This window comes from Allobranchiibius sp. CTAmp26, from assembly GCF_017565405.1.
GTDB lineage: Bacteria > Actinomycetota > Actinomycetes > Actinomycetales > Dermatophilaceae > Allobranchiibius.
Genome location: NZ_JAGEKR010000017.1, coordinates 155,601 through 167,812 on the forward strand (window position 1 = coordinate 155,601; position 12,212 = coordinate 167,812).

Sequence of the window (12,212 nt, forward strand, 5' to 3'; positions counted from 1 at the left end):
ACGGTGCATCCGATGCCCTGTGCGCGACCCGCGATCGACCTTCGTACTTCAATTCTCGAGACACCAGTAGGAGACACCGTGGCTGCCACGTGCGACGTCTGCGGCAAGGGACCCGGCTTCGGCCACAGCATTTCCCACTCGCACCGACGGACCAAGCGTCGTTGGAACCCCAACATCCAGCGCGTGCGGACCATGGTCGGCGAGGCCGGCAAGACCCCGAAGCGCATCAACGTGTGCACCTCCTGCCTGAAGGCCGGCAAGGTCACCCGCTGAACCCTGCGCAACTGCAGCTGAACCGGTCCTTCGGGGCCGGTTTTTCTGTGCCCGCTGCCTGCTGATCACCCTGAGGGCGGCTCAGGCCCGGGCCAGCAGCCGCGCCTCGGCGTCGGGGCTCATGCCCGGCGCGGGACGGTCCGGCCGGACCGGCGTCTCACCCACGTCCCGCATCCAGGACCAGGTGTCCTGCACGGTCTGTGCGACCGGGCGGCAGGCCAGCCCGGCGGCGTACGCCGCGGACGCGTCGGCGGCGTGCAGGCCCGCGTACTCCCCGGACGGCGGCAGCCAGATCGGCAGTTCGGTCCAGGGCTGGACGCCGGCGGCGGCGACGTCCTCGGGGGTGACCCACACCAGGTCGGCGCGCGACCCGGTGGCCTCGCGACACAGGTCGAGCAGCTCGCCGATGGTGGTGTGCCCCGGCCGGCTCACCGTGTTGTACGCACCGGTCACGCCGCGCGCGCTCGCGTCGAGCAACCATGCCGCGAGGTCGCGCGCGTCGATGTACTGCAGCGGGCGATCCCGCGGACCCGGACACGGCACCGGGCCTCCTGCGGCCATCCGGCGCAACCACCAGGGCAGCCGCCCGACATCCTCCCGCGGCCCCAGGATCAGCCCGGCCCGCGCGAGCAGCGCCGGACCGTCGAAGTCGCGCAGCACGGCGAGCTCGGCGCCGCGCTTCGCGGCGGAGTAGTCCTGCGAATCGTCGCTGTCCGCGTCGGCGTCGACGACCGGCGCGCTCTCGTCCGCGCCGATCGGAAGCGGCCACTCGTGGACCGAGCGGGACGAGACGTAGGCGTAGTGCCCCACCCGTCCGGACAGCAGCCGTGCGCTGTCCCGAACGACGCGAGGCGCCCCCGACCAGGTGTCGACGACCAGGTCCCACCTGTCGTCACCGAGGGCGGTGGCGAGCGCGGCCGGGTCGGTGCGATCGGCATGCCGGGCCGTCACCCCGGGCGGTGGCGAACCACTGGCGCCCCTGGTCAAAGTGGTGACGTCGTGGCCGCGCGCGCGGGCGGCGTCGACGATCGCGTGGCCGACGAAGTGGGTGCCACCGAGGACGAGCGTGCGGGTCATGCTTCGGCGCTTCCCGTGGAGCGGCTCTGCAGCCAGTCCAGGATCTCGGGCGTGACCGGATCGGCGATGTCGGCGTACTCGCCAGGGTGTCCGTCCAGGTAGGCGGCGACGAGCGGGCAGACAGGCACCACCCGCCTGCCGCTCTCGCGGATGCGTGCCAGCAGTTGCGCGACCAGCAGCGTGCCGAGGCCGCGTCCGCCGTACTCCTGCGCGACCTCCGTGTGGAAGACGACACGCTGGTCGCCGCGGTCGGCGTACGCGCTGAATCCGGCGGCTGTGCCGTCGGCGAAGACCTCGTAACGGTGTTCCTCGGGGTGGTCCACGACGGTGACCGTGGCGCCGGATTTGTCGGTGAGCATCGGGCCTGCCGTGGATGCGGGGTTACGGCGCGGTCGCAGCACCGCATGGGGCAGCTGAGGCGCCGTCAGATGCTGCGTCTCGCCGACGTACCCCTGCACCTGGCCGAAGCGCGCCGAGCGGGCCTCCCACTGCTCCCGGTAGCGGGCGATCTCCTCGTGGGTGCGGCCCAGGAAGTTCCACCACATGAGGACCTCCTCGCCGAACGGCGTGCCGCCCAGCAGGATGAGACGCGCGGGTCGGTCACCGGTATTGGTCACCGGGATCGTGTCGGCGCCGGTGCCCACATAGCCGAGTTCAGCTCGCAGCACAGAAGTTTCGCAAACCGTGACCGTGCCGGTGTCGACGAGCAGGCCGTGCTCGAAGTCGGCCCGAACGGGGATGTCGAGGTGCGCACCCGCCTCGATGGTCAGCTCGGCACCGAGCAACGGGCTGAAAGTGTGCACGGGCGATCTGCTCCCGAAGAGATCGCCCAGGAACACCCGCGCCCGGCCGCCCTGCAGGTGCACCTGGGGCGGCACGTAGTGATCGAAAGCGCCATCGACATTCCGGTCCGCGTCGGGCAGCGCGACCCACAGCTGCACGCCCTGCAACGTGGTGGTGTCGGGGGTCGAGACCTCGGTATGCGCGATGCCGGCACCGGCGGTCATCAGATTCAGTTCGCCGGGGCGCACCATCGCGTGCGTTCCGAGCGTGTCTCGGTGCTCGACCTCGCCGCTGAAGAGCCAGCTCACCGTCTGCAATCCGGTGTGCGGATGTGGCGGCACATCCATCCCGCCGGTCAGCGAGACGTCGTCCGGGCCGTAGTGATCGGCGAAGCACCACGCACCGATCAGCGAGCGCTGCCGCTGAGGCAGGGTACGGCGCACGGTCATCGCCCGCGGGCCGCCGAGCGGGACCTCCCGTGCCTTCAGCACTTCGACCGCGAGCCGACCGTCGACAGCAGCGGTCGCCGGATCGCTCTGGCAGTCGACTGCCTGCGGCCGACGTTCGGTGGTGCTCATCGTCCGCAGATTACGCCGGCCGGCCCCCGGCTCGACGCGCGATCGCGACTAAGAGACGGTGCGGCCGGCGAACGCTGCGAGCGTGCCGTACGCGTCGGCGTCCTGCGGCGCTGGCTTCTCCGGCCCGAACACCTCACCGCGGGAGTCGTCCGTCAGGTTGCCGTGCACGAACTCCAGCCCGGACTCGGCGAGCGACGAGTCCAGGTCCGCGGTGGACCGGCCGAGGGCCGTCGCGAGATCCCAGGTGTGCACGGCGTACTCCCCGCTCGCCATGCCGACCGGCGCCGGGCTGCCCTCTCGCCATGCGGCACGCAACTCCTCAGCGGCGGCGTCGAACGCCGCGACCCGGTCCGTGCCGACTTCCGGAGATGCCGACCAGTCGACCTCCTCGCCGCGTGCCATCGTCGCGAAGCGCGCGGTGTTGCCGGTCACGTGGTCGACGAGCTCACCGATCGACCAGGCCTCGCACGGTGTCTGCGTCTGCCAGTCGTCGACAGAGCCCACCAACTCTCCGAACTGGGTGAGGGCAGTGTCGATCAACGGCTCGGTCACTGGTTGCTCACTCATGTCCCGGCACGCTACTCGCGGGGCCGGACAGCTGCCCGGGAAATCGCGGAGGGGCTGTCGGTGGTGGGTGGTTGTATGGGTACATGAGTTCGACACGGGGTCTCGTCACTGTCGCTGACAGCGCGGACAGCTTTGTGCCTGCTCACGATTCGCGTACGGATCCGTTGGCCGAGGTCGGGATGATCTGTGGCCGGTTGAACGCCGCGCACGCCGACCTGATCGACCTGGTCACCCGCCTCGTCGAGCACGAGACGTGGGCGATCAGTGGGATCCGCTCCCCCGAACACTGGTTGACCTGCTTCGCCGGCGTCTCCCCCGCCACGGCCCGCGACCTGGTCCGGATCGCCACCCGCAGCACCGAACTCCCCGCACTCCAACGGGAGGTGCACACCGGGCGACTGTCCCTGGGTCAGGCCGCGGTCGTCGCTGCGCACACCCCGACCGGGTACGACGAAACCGTCGTGCAGCTCGCGGTGCACGCGACCGTCCCGCAGTTGCGCCGGGCCCTGGTCAAATACGACTTCACCCAGCAGCCCGACACCCCCGACACTCCACCGCAGCCGCCGGACGCGTTGTCCATCGCCGCGCAACCCGCGGAACTGGCGATGTGGTTCGACCACGACCGATTCCACCTGACCTACACCGCACCCGCCGACATCGGCGCCCTGGTCCAACAAGCCCTCACCGAAGCCACAGACGCCCTCTTCCTCGCCACCGCCACCGGTGCCTCGACACCCGATGAACCATCATCCCGGCGGGTGCGGATGGCCGACGCCATGGAACAACTCGCCACCCGGTCCCTGCAGATCGGCACCACCGACATCGCCGGACGGGCCGAGAAGTTCCGGATCTACCTGCACCTGGACACCACCGGCCAGGGCTGGCTCACCAAACGCGGCGCCCTGCCACCGCACCTGCTGCGCAAATGGACCTGCGACGGAATGGTCCAGCCCGTCTGGGAAAGAGAAGGGTCACCGGTCAACGTCGGACGCGCCCACCGCATCGTGCCCCGCCGCACCCGACGCCTCGTCGAAGACCGCGACCGGGGTTGCGCCTACCCCGGCTGCCACGCGATCCACCACCTGGAATGCCACCACATCACCCACTGGGCCGACGGCGGTCACACCGACATGATGAACCTGATCAGCCTGTGCCCCCACCACCACGACCGCCACCACACCGGCGACTACACCATCCACCCCGATGCGGGCGCCCCCGGACACTTCCGCTTCACCACCCGCCACGGGCACCCCATCGAACCCCTCGCCACCACCCCACCCCACGATCCAGGACCCGACACCGCCGGACCGCAGCGCTACACCGGACCCACCAACGAGATCCTGCACCTGGACCAAGTCCGCTTCCACCGACGAGGAAGCGGCCCGAGGACGGCAGAGCATCGGACCGGCGACGTCGGCGAACCGCCTTGATGAGGCGAATCCCCGCTCATCCGTGGAAGTGGTCCCACCCGCCGGGTTCCTGGGCGGCGCCGTCCAGCGCGACCCCGGAGCCGGTCGCGACCGTACCGATCGCGCGCCAGCCGTCCGGCAGCACGACGTCGGACGGGAATGTCGCCAGCAGCGTGTGTTCCTCGCCCCCGCGCAGCACGCAGTCCCAGGCAGCGTCCCCCACCGTCGGCGCGAGAGCATCGACGTGCACCTGAAGGGCATCCGAGCGCAGGTCAAGCCGCACCCCGCTGGCATCGGCGATCCGGTCCGCATCCCGCAGCAGCCCGTCGCTGATGTCGAGCATGCTGGTGGCGCCCGCGTCCCGTGCGGCGGGGCCCTGCGCGTACGACGGCGTCGGCCGCAGGTGGTAGTCGACCAGCGGTCCGCGTGCGGCCGGATCCCCCTGCAGCAGAAGCAGACCGGCGCCGGAGCGCCCGAGGGCATCACTCACGGCGACCACGTCGCCGACCTGGGCACCACTGCGCAGCACCGGAGCACCGGACACCTCGCCCACCGCCGTGATCGAGACCATCCGCACCCCGGCCGGAGCCGAGGACAGATCTCCGCCCAGGACGGCGATGCCCTCCCGCGCGCACGCGTCCGCGATTGCGTACGACAGGTCGCGAGCCCACCGCACAGGGGTCTGCGGATCGGCCACCAGGGTGACCACGACGCCGGTGGTGACCCCGCCCATCGAGGCGATGTCGGCCGCGTTCTGAGCGACGCACTTGGTGCCGACGTCGGCGGCGCTCGACCACTCGTCCAGCCAGTCACGCCCGAGCACCATCGCGTCGGTGGTGACCAGCACCCGGCCCGACGGCACCGCGAGATACGCCGTGTCGTCGCCAGGCCCCACCAGCACCCCCGCCGGCGCACCTCCCGGCGGGAGCACCTGCGCCAGGATCTGCGCCTCGTTCAGGTCGGCGAGCACCGTGCCGTCGTTGTCGTCCGCCTGTCGTCCCCGTCGCCCCGTCATGGTGACCGCACGGTAGCGTCTGCCCCGGGCCGACGCCGCCGTCGGCTCCCGCCCACGCCGGGCGTCAACGATCCGACGGAGGCACACATGGTGCAGGCCTACATCCTCATCCAGGCCGACATGGGCAAGGCCAAGACGGTTGCCGCCACCTGCGCGCAGCTGTCCGGCGTCCTGGCCGCGCAGGACGTCACCGGTCCGTACGACGTGATCGTGCGTGCCGAGGCCCCCAGCGTCGACGAGCTGGGCAAGCTGATCGTCTCCAAGATCCAGGACGTCGACGGCATCACCCGCACGGTCACGTGCACCGTCGTCGGCTGACCGGCGGGCTGCTCGCGCTCGCAGCCGCAACCGGTCTCACGGCCTGCAACGGGTCGGACACCGTCGGTGCCAGCACCGCCGCCCAGGCCGCTTCGCCGGCCTGCACCCGCGCGGCGGCGAACTGGCCGAAGACGGTGGCACAGCAGAAAACCCGCCAGACGTCCGCAAAATCGAACACCGTCCGCGCCTGGGGAGACCCGGCGATCATCGCCCGTTGCGGAGTGAGCAGTCCCGGGCCGACGACCGACGAGTGCTTCGACGTCGACGGGATCGATTGGGTCGGACATCAGCTGTCCGACGGATTCCGCTTCGTGACCTACGGGCGGTCACCGGCGATCGAGGTGCTGATCCCCAAGAAGTACGAGGGGTGGGGCGTCGCGGCGTTCACCGCCGCGGCCCGCACCATCCCGCAGAGCACCCATCGGTGCAGCTGAGCAGAGCTCTTCTCAGCGCAGCCCGACGCGCCGGGCGAGCGCGAGTTCCAGCAACTCGGTGATCAGGCTCGGGTAGTCCAAGCCGGCCTGGGCCCACACCACCGGGAACATCGACTGCGGCGTGAATCCCGGCATCGTGTTGATCTCGTTGAGCACCAGGCTGCCGTCGGGGCGGTACCACCAGTCGACCCGTGCCAGCCCTTCGCAGCCGGCGGCCTCGAACGCCCGCACCGAGAGCTCACGGATCTCGTCGCGTACGACGTCGGGCAGGTCCGCGGGGCACGTGAGCCGCGCCGAGCCGTCCAGATACTTGGCCTCGAAGTCGTAGAACTCGTGCCGCCCGTCGGCGACCTCGATCTCGCCGACCTGGGACGCGCGCGGCGCGTCGGCGCCACGACCCTCGAGCACCCCGCACTCCACCTCGCGGCCGTCCACAGCGGCCTCGACGAGCACCTTGGGATCGTGCTGGCGAGCGCTCTCGATCGCGGCCCTCAGGCCTGCCGGGTCATCGACCCGCACCACGCCCATGCTCGAACCGGCACGGGCCGGTTTGACGAAGACGGGCCAGCCGAGAGCGTTGGCGCTGTCCAGACAGGCGGCACTGTCCCGGCGCCACGCCTTGTCGGTGATCACGGTGTACGGGCCGATCGGCAGCCCGTTGCCAGCGAAGACCACCTTCATCAGAGCCTTGTCCATCATCACGGCGGACGCGGACACACCGCACCCGACGTACCGCACGTCACTGAGCTCCAGCAGCCCCTGCAGCGTGCCGTCCTCGCCGAACGGCCCGTGCAGCAACGGGAAGACCACGTCGACCTCGCCCAGTTCGCGCGGCGGTGCGCCCGGTTCGAGCACCACCAGCGAACGGTCGGTGGGGTCGGTGGGGAGGGCGACCGCCTGGTCGCCGGACACCTCGGGCGTGCGACCAGCCGTCAGCTGCAGGGGTTCGGGGTCGTCGGCGACGAGCACCCAGCGCCCGTCCTTGCGGATCCCGATCGGCAGCACGTCGTACCGGCTGCGATCGATGCTGCGCAGCACGCTGGCCGCAGTGGCGCACGAGACCTCGTGCTCGGACGAGCGGCCGCCGAAGATCAGGGCGACGACAGGTTTGCGCGGCTCCGGGTGTTCCGGTGTCGAAAGACTCACCCACGAACGGTATCCGCCCCGCACCCTGCGTGCGATGCACGCCGCACCGGCGTGCCACGCTGGCCGCATGGCTTCCGAATCCGGTGATCTCGCCGCCGCGACCCGTCTCATCGGCCTGGGCCGACCGCCGCGCACCCCGGGCGCGGTCGTCAACCAGGGCGTGGAGCTGACCTCGACGTACGTCGCAGGCGGCGACGTCGCGTACGCGCGCTCGGGCAACCCCACGTGGACGGCGTTCGAGGAGGTGCTCGGATCGCTCGAGGGCGGCCGGGCACTGGCGTTCGCGAGCGGGATGGCGGCGGTCGCCGCGAGTCTGTCGCTGGTCCCGCACGGCAGCGTGGTGGTAGCGCCGACGCACGCCTACAACGGCACCGGATCGCTGCTCGACGAAGCCGCCCAGCAGGGCCGGTTCGAGGTGCGCCGGGTCGACGTCGCCGACACCGCCGCCGTCCTCGCGGCGATGAACGGCGCGCAGCTCGTCTGGCTGGAATCGCCCACCAACCCGATGCTGGAGATCGCCGACCTCCCGACGCTGCTGGCAGCCGCTCGCGAGCACGGAGCGATCAGTGTCGTCGACAACACCTTCGCCACACCCCTGCTGCAGCAACCGATCGCGCTCGGCGCGGACGTGGTGATGCACTCGGCGACCAAGTTCATCGCCGGCCATTCCGACGTGCTGCTCGGCGCGACCGTCACCGCGGATCCCGACCTGCAGGCACGCCTCTTCGGTCACCGCGTCCTGCACGGCGCCATCCCCGGCCCGTTCGAGACATGGCTCGCCCTCCGCGGGCTGCGCACCCTGCAGGTCCGCCTGGACCGCTCGTGCGCGAGCGCCGCCGACCTCGCGCGCCGGCTCGGCGATCATCCTGCAGTGTCCAGGGTCCGGTACCCCGGCTTCGGCGCGATCGTGAGCGTCGAGGTCACCGGCGGAGCGGCCGCCGCGCGCCGGGTCGAGGACGCCGTCCGCGTCTGGCTTCCCGCGACGAGCCTCGGCGGGGTGGAGTCACTCATCGAGCGCCGCCGCCGGATCGTCACCGAACCTGTCACGGTGCCGGAAGAGCTGCTGCGCCTGTCGGTGGGCCTGGAGGACGTCGAGGACCTGTGGCGCGACCTCGACGCAGCGCTCCGAAGCTAGGCCTTCTCGTCCTTGCGGGAGCGTGACATTAGCGACTCCACGACCTCGCTGGGCTTGCGGCCCTCGTGGACGACGGCCGCGACGTTCTCCACGATGGGCACGTCGACGTCCACCGAGCGCGCCAGCTCCAGGATCGAACGACAGGACTTGACGCCCTCGGCCGTCTGACGGGTGTGCGCCACGACCTCCTCCAGGCTCTTGCCGGACCCCAGCTCGAAGCCGAACGTCCGGTTGCGCGACTTCGGCGACGTGCAGGTGGCGACCAGGTCGCCCACGCCCGCGAGACCGAGGAAGGTCGCAGGATCGGCGGTGAGCGCCGTGCCGAGGCGGGCGGTCTCGGCCAGGCCGCGGGTGAGCAGGCTGGCCATGGTGTTCTCACCCATCCCCATCCCGCTCGCCATCCCGACGGCGAGTGCCACGACGTTCTTGGTCGCTCCGGCCAGTTCCGTGCCCACCACGTCCTTGCCGAGGTAGGGGCGGAAGTAGCGGCTGGCGCACGCCTCGGCGACCCGGGCGCGCATCCGGGCGCTGGTGGAGGCGACCAGGGCTGCGGCGGGCTGCTTGGCGGCGATCTCGAGCGCCAGGTTGGGTCCCGAGACCACCACGACGCGGTCGGAGTCGACCCCGCCCGCCTCGCAGATGACCTCGCTCATCCGCATGGTCGTGCCGAGTTCGATGCCCTTCATCAGCGACACGACCGCGGCGTCGCCCGGGATGCCCGGCCGCCAGTCGGCGAGGTTGTCGCGCAGGCTCTGTGCGGGGACGGCGATGGCGACGATGTCGGCCCCGTCCATCGCCTCGTGCGCGTCGTCGGTGACCCGGATCCGCTCCGGCAGTCGCAGATCGGGCAGATAGGCCGCGTTGACCCGGGTGTCACGGATCTCCTGAGCCACCTCGGCGCGACGGGCCCACATGGTGACGTCATTGCCCGCGTCGGCGAGGACGGCCGCGAACGCCGTCCCCCAACTGCCACTGCCCAGCACCGCGACCCGGCTCATCGTCGGCCACCTCTCCGCATGTCGTCGCGAGGATCGTAGCGATCGGCGGGCACCGGCAACCCGCGAGCGAGCGAGACCTGGGCGGCGATCGCATCCATGAGTCGGTCGGTGGCCGTCGCGAGCACCTCTCGGTCGACGACGCGGTCGGCCAGGTCGGTCAGATCCACGGGAGGTCCGGCGTAGACCTGCACCCGCTTCGGAGGCACCAGGTGGGGCATCTTGTCGTGATACGCGCGCATGAGCTGCTGGGTGCCCCAGATGCCGACGGGCACGAGCGGCAGACCGGTCTCCAGGGCCAGTCGCGCCGCGCCGGTCTTGCCCGTCATCGGCCACATCTGCGGGTCCTTGGTGATGGTTCCCTCGGGCAGCACGCACACGCAGGCCCCCGCCCGCAACGCGACGAGCGCGGCGGCGTACGCGTCGACCGCCCGGGTGGTCTCGCGGTAGACCGGGATCTGGCCGGTGTTCGCCATGATGCGGCCGAGCGCCGGCGTCGTGAAGAGGGCGTTCTTGGCGAGGAAGCGCGGCGCACGGCCCTGATCCACCAGGAAGTGGCCGAGGATGATCGGGTCGACGTACGACACGTGGTTGGGCGCCACGACGAACCCGCCGCTCGCCGGGACGTTCTCCAGCCCGCGCCAGTCGGTCCGCGTCACGCCCCGCAGCACGGGCCGCAGGGTGCGCACGATCCCCCGGTACAGCAGGCTGATGTCGTCGCTCGGGCGTGGATGCCGCACATTTCTCCTAGTCGTCGCTGCGGTCATTATCCGCGTCGGTCATATCGCACCCCTGGCCGACGCGCGGTGGCTCCTGGTCTGACACGATTCGCCGATGACTGCAGCAGGGAGCTCCGCCTGGCGACTGGTGGTCCCGGTCAAGGAACGCTCCCGGGCCAAGAGCAGGCTGCGCGTTCCCGACGGGGTCGCGCGCGACGAGCTCGCTGCGGCGTTCGCCCTGGACACCCTCACCGCCGTCTACGACGTCGTACCGGCCGACCGGGTCTTCGTGGTGACCGACGACGAGCAGCTCGCCGCCTTCGTCGCCACCCGTCACGGAGGGGTCGTGCCGGATCCGGGCCGCGGACTCAACCCCGCCATCGCCGCGGGACTTGCCGCAGCAACTCCGGACGGGCTGGCCCCCGAGCAGGTGTGCGCCCCTGGAGCTGTCCTGCTGGGCGACCTGCCGGCACTGTCCCCCGACGAGCTGTCCGCCGGACTGCGGGCGTGCGCGGTCTCCGAGTCCAGCGTCATCCCCGATCAGGACGGGACCGGCACCGTTTTGCTCACTCATCACGACCTGCGCCGGATCGTCCCGCGCTTCGGTGCCGGTTCGGCTGCCCGGCACGCCCGGGTCGCGCGGGTGCTGACACCGGATCTTCCGCGGTTGCGGACCGACGTGGACACCGATACTGCGCTCGCACAGGCTGTTTCGCTGGGCGTGGGGCCGCGGACGGCCGCTGTGCTCGGCGTCTGCGCCGCGTCGGCCTCGGTAGGCTGAGCCCCGTGCAGGCCAGCATCCACACCTTCGACTTCGACACGGCGCGCGGCTCGGTGATCACCGACAACGGCCGCGTGCTGCCGTTCGACGAGCGGGTATTCGCCGCCTCCCGGCTGCGCCACCTGCGACCCGGTCAGCGCGTCAGCATCGAGGTCGGCGCCGGCGAGATCACCCGGTTGTGGATCGTGGGGATCGGCCCCGGCCAACGCATCGGCTGACCAGGGCCGCCCGCAGAGCGCTGCGGCTCAGCGCTTCGCGGTCCGCTTCGCCGTCGTCGTGGTCGTCTTCTTGACGGCGCTCGTCTTCTTGGCGGGCGTGGTCTTCTTGGCTGTGGTGGTCTTCGCGGCCGTCTTGGTGGCGCTCGCCTTCGCCGTGCTCTTCTTCGCGGTGGACTTCTTGGCGGCCGTCTTGGTGGCGGTGCCTGCGGTCCCCGCAGCGGCGCGACCGCCGGCGTTCCCGGTCTTGGGGATCGACTTCGGGTCGGCGACACCGGTCTTGAACGCCGCGCCCGGCTTGAACTTCGGCACCGACGTGCGCTTGATGCGCACGGTCTCACCGGTACGCGGATTGCGCCCGGTGCGCGCGGCGCGACTGATCTTCTCGAAGGTGCCGAAGCCGGTGATGCCGACCTTCCGACCGGCGGCGACCTCACGGATGATGATGTCGAAGACACCCTCGACGGCATCGCTGGCGGCCCTCTTGCTGCCCAGCCGGGTCTCCAGGCTCGATACGAGCTCTGCTTTGTTCACGTCTGCCCCTCCAGGGAATCCGCCCGGCTGCTCACCGATCCGGGCACGGCGGCCGGACGTCGTCGTACGACCACCCCTGACGGTAGGACGGTGCAGGCCACCGGGCAAGCGTTTCCGGGTTCAATCCGCCCGATTCGCAACGGGATTGGCGCGATCACCGCGGAGTAGGTCGTTACCGGAGCCCACCGCAGGATGGGGCGCCTATGTGCGGAAACCCATGCAGCACAGAGCTA

At 71.0% G+C, this 12,212-nt stretch carries 15 protein-coding genes; 7 read left to right on the plus strand and 8 right to left on the minus strand.

Translation table 11 applies throughout. The annotated features are described in order from the left end of the window. The first annotated feature begins 78 nt into the window (after positions 1–78). Positions 79–273 carry a 50S ribosomal protein L28 gene (gene rpmB, locus J4030_RS13690; RefSeq protein ID WP_179479684.1) on the plus strand — a complete coding sequence of 65 codons (195 nt, stop codon included), beginning with the start codon at positions 79–81 and terminating at the stop codon, positions 271–273. 81 nt (positions 274–354) lie between these two features. Here the strand turns inward: rpmB and J4030_RS13695 are convergent, their stop codons facing one another. The 3 genes from J4030_RS13695 to J4030_RS13705 are packed head-to-tail and all read right to left on the minus strand — an operon-like array spanning position 355 to position 3,278. Continuing rightward, the gene (locus J4030_RS13695; protein WP_208049783.1) at positions 355–1,350 is read right to left on the minus strand and encodes an NAD-dependent epimerase/dehydratase family protein; all 996 of its coding nucleotides are present in this window, start codon (positions 1,348–1,350) and stop codon (positions 355–357) included. Continuing rightward, positions 1,347–2,711, minus strand: coding sequence for a bifunctional pirin family protein/GNAT family N-acetyltransferase (locus J4030_RS13700; RefSeq protein ID WP_208049784.1), 1,365 nt, complete (start codon positions 2,709–2,711; stop codon positions 1,347–1,349). The genes J4030_RS13695 and J4030_RS13700 overlap by 4 nt, the downstream gene beginning before the upstream one ends. Before the next feature lie 48 nt (positions 2,712–2,759). Next, the gene (locus J4030_RS13705) at positions 2,760–3,278 is read right to left on the minus strand and encodes a maleylpyruvate isomerase family mycothiol-dependent enzyme (RefSeq protein ID WP_208049785.1); all 519 of its coding nucleotides are present in this window, start codon (positions 3,276–3,278) and stop codon (positions 2,760–2,762) included. A 134-nt stretch (positions 3,279–3,412) separates the two neighbouring features. On the opposite strand from J4030_RS13705, the gene J4030_RS13710 reads away from it, so the two are divergent. Then, the gene (locus J4030_RS13710) at positions 3,413–4,708 is read left to right on the plus strand and encodes an HNH endonuclease signature motif containing protein (RefSeq protein ID WP_208049786.1); all 1,296 of its coding nucleotides are present in this window, start codon (positions 3,413–3,415) and stop codon (positions 4,706–4,708) included. A 16-nt stretch (positions 4,709–4,724) separates the two neighbouring features. Here the strand turns inward: J4030_RS13710 and thiL are convergent, their stop codons facing one another. Then, positions 4,725–5,702 (minus strand): thiamine-phosphate kinase, encoded by a 978-nt coding sequence (thiL, locus tag J4030_RS13715; RefSeq protein WP_208049787.1) that lies wholly within the window; start codon positions 5,700–5,702, stop codon positions 4,725–4,727. An 87-nt stretch (positions 5,703–5,789) separates the two neighbouring features. On the opposite strand from thiL, the gene J4030_RS13720 reads away from it, so the two are divergent. Both J4030_RS13720 and J4030_RS13725 read left to right on the plus strand, forming a co-directional pair. Then, positions 5,790–6,020 (plus strand): Lrp/AsnC family transcriptional regulator, encoded by a 231-nt coding sequence (locus J4030_RS13720; protein ID WP_208049788.1) that lies wholly within the window; start codon positions 5,790–5,792, stop codon positions 6,018–6,020. Next, positions 6,002–6,454, plus strand: a complete 453-nt coding sequence (locus J4030_RS13725) for a DUF3515 family protein (RefSeq protein ID WP_307864699.1) — start codon at positions 6,002–6,004, stop codon at positions 6,452–6,454. Before J4030_RS13720 ends, J4030_RS13725 begins: the two co-directional genes overlap by 19 nt. Before the next feature lie 12 nt (positions 6,455–6,466). Here J4030_RS13725 and J4030_RS13730 read toward each other — a convergent pair whose 3' ends face one another. Then, positions 6,467–7,600, minus strand: a complete 1,134-nt coding sequence (locus tag J4030_RS13730; protein ID WP_307864700.1) for a D-alanine--D-alanine ligase family protein — start codon at positions 7,598–7,600, stop codon at positions 6,467–6,469. A gap of 67 nt (positions 7,601–7,667) precedes the next feature. On the opposite strand from J4030_RS13730, the gene J4030_RS13735 reads away from it, so the two are divergent. Next, positions 7,668–8,735 (plus strand): PLP-dependent aspartate aminotransferase family protein, encoded by a 1,068-nt coding sequence (locus tag J4030_RS13735; protein ID WP_208049790.1) that lies wholly within the window; start codon positions 7,668–7,670, stop codon positions 8,733–8,735. On the opposite strand, the gene J4030_RS13740 is transcribed toward J4030_RS13735, so the two are convergent. Both J4030_RS13740 and J4030_RS13745 read right to left on the minus strand, forming a co-directional pair. Beyond that, positions 8,732–9,733, minus strand: a complete 1,002-nt coding sequence (locus tag J4030_RS13740; protein ID WP_208049791.1) for an NAD(P)H-dependent glycerol-3-phosphate dehydrogenase — start codon at positions 9,731–9,733, stop codon at positions 8,732–8,734. The two genes, J4030_RS13735 and J4030_RS13740, sit on opposite strands and share 4 nt — an antisense overlap. Further along, positions 9,730–10,470, minus strand: coding sequence for a 1-acyl-sn-glycerol-3-phosphate acyltransferase (locus J4030_RS13745; RefSeq protein WP_208049792.1), 741 nt, complete (start codon positions 10,468–10,470; stop codon positions 9,730–9,732). Before J4030_RS13745 ends, J4030_RS13740 begins: the two co-directional genes overlap by 4 nt. A gap of 94 nt (positions 10,471–10,564) precedes the next feature. Here J4030_RS13745 and cofC point away from each other — a divergent pair, with 94 nt between their 5' ends. Then, positions 10,565–11,230: a 2-phospho-L-lactate guanylyltransferase gene (gene cofC, locus J4030_RS13750; RefSeq protein ID WP_208049793.1), complete on the plus strand. Its 666-nt coding sequence runs from the start codon at positions 10,565–10,567 to the stop codon at positions 11,228–11,230. A gap of 5 nt (positions 11,231–11,235) precedes the next feature. Then, positions 11,236–11,448 carry a hypothetical protein gene (locus J4030_RS13755; protein WP_208049794.1) on the plus strand — a complete coding sequence of 71 codons (213 nt, stop codon included), beginning with the start codon at positions 11,236–11,238 and terminating at the stop codon, positions 11,446–11,448. 27 nt (positions 11,449–11,475) lie between these two features. Here J4030_RS13755 and J4030_RS13760 read toward each other — a convergent pair whose 3' ends face one another. Next, on the minus strand, positions 11,476–11,979 hold the full coding sequence (locus J4030_RS13760) for an HU family DNA-binding protein (RefSeq protein ID WP_208049795.1): 504 nt from the start codon (positions 11,977–11,979) through the stop codon (positions 11,476–11,478). Positions 11,980–12,212: the final 233 nt, after the last annotated feature.

Excerpts from the sequence above, each read along its gene's own strand:
- J4030_RS13695 (WP_208049783.1), bottom strand. The coding sequence starts at position 1,350 with ATGACCCGCACGCTCGTCCTCGGTGGCACCCACTTCGTCGGCCACGCG.
- J4030_RS13700 (WP_208049784.1), bottom strand. The coding sequence starts at position 2,711 with ATGAGCACCACCGAACGTCGGCCGCAGGCAGTCGACTGCCAGAGCGAT.
- J4030_RS13705 (WP_208049785.1), bottom strand. The coding sequence starts at position 3,278 with ATGAGTGAGCAACCAGTGACCGAGCCGTTGATCGACACTGCCCTCACC.
- thiL (WP_208049787.1), bottom strand. The coding sequence starts at position 5,702 with ATGACGGGGCGACGGGGACGACAGGCGGACGACAACGACGGCACGGTG.
- J4030_RS13720 (WP_208049788.1), top strand. The coding sequence starts at position 5,790 with ATGGTGCAGGCCTACATCCTCATCCAGGCCGACATGGGCAAGGCCAAG.
- J4030_RS13735 (WP_208049790.1), top strand. The coding sequence starts at position 7,668 with ATGGCTTCCGAATCCGGTGATCTCGCCGCCGCGACCCGTCTCATCGGC.
- J4030_RS13740 (WP_208049791.1), bottom strand. The coding sequence starts at position 9,733 with ATGAGCCGGGTCGCGGTGCTGGGCAGTGGCAGTTGGGGGACGGCGTTC.
- cofC (WP_208049793.1), top strand. The coding sequence starts at position 10,565 with ATGACTGCAGCAGGGAGCTCCGCCTGGCGACTGGTGGTCCCGGTCAAG.